The sequence below is a fragment of the Aeromicrobium sp. PFPM2_SD2 genome, from assembly GCF_057364525.1.
In genome coordinates, this window is sequence record NZ_JBNFNZ010000657.1 from 1 (window position 1) to 943 (window position 943).

General features: G+C 74.5%; 1 protein-coding gene. It reads left to right on the forward strand.

What is annotated here, in order from left to right:
* Positions 1–122: 122 nt before the first annotated feature.
* Positions 123–943: fatty acid synthase subunit beta domain-containing protein (locus AC2W7G_RS17220; RefSeq protein WP_485869515.1), on the forward strand; the 821-nt coding region annotated here is incomplete at its 3' end.

Here is a 943-nt window from a genome sequence, read left to right on the forward strand (position 1 = left end):
CCGCAAGGTCGCCCCGGCCTGGGACGCCTACGCCCCCTCCGTCTGACGCTGCCCGACGCCGCACGTACGCCGAGACCCGCTTCAGCCGCCTGACCGGCAAGTCGCCGGTGCTGCTGGCCGGCATGACGCCCACCACCGTCGACGCGGCGATCGTCGCCGCGGCGGCCAACGCCGGCTACTGGGCCGAGCTGGCCGGTGGCGGCCAGGTCACCGAGGAGATCTTCGCCGCCCGCATGGCCGAGCTGGGCCGCCTGCTCGAGCCGGGCGCGACGTTCCAGTTCAACTCGATGTTCCTGGACCCGTACCTGTGGAAGCTGCACGTGGGCGGCAAGCGCCTCGTGCAGCGCGCCCGGGCGGCCGGGTCGGCGCTCGACGGCATCGTGATCAGCGCCGGCGTCCCCGAGCTGGACGAGGCCGACGCCATCGTCGCCGAGCTGCGCGAGTCGGGCCTGTCGCACGTCGCGTTCAAGCCCGGCACCGTCGCCCAGATCCGCCAGGTCGTGGCGATCGCCAAGCAGGTCGCCCCGACGCCGGTGATCGTCCACGTCGAGGGCGGCAAGGCCGGCGGACACCACTCGTGGGAGGACCTCGACGAGCTGCTGCTGAGCACCTACGCCGACCTGCGCGCCTGCGACAACGTCGTGGTGTGCGTCGGCGGCGGCATCGGCACGCCGGAGGTGGCGGCCGACTACCTGACCGGCGCCTGGTCGCGCCGTCACGGCTTCCCGGCCATGCCGCTGGACGGCATCCTGGTCGGCACCGCCGCCATGGCGACGCTCGAGGCGACGACCAGCCCGGACGTCAAGCGGGCGCTGGTCGAGGCGCCCGGCACGCCGGACTGGATCGGCGCGGGCCAGGCGTCCGGCGGCGTGGCCTCCGGCCGCAGCCAGCTCGGCGCCGACATCCACGAGATCGACAACACCGCGTCGCGCTGCGGCCGCCT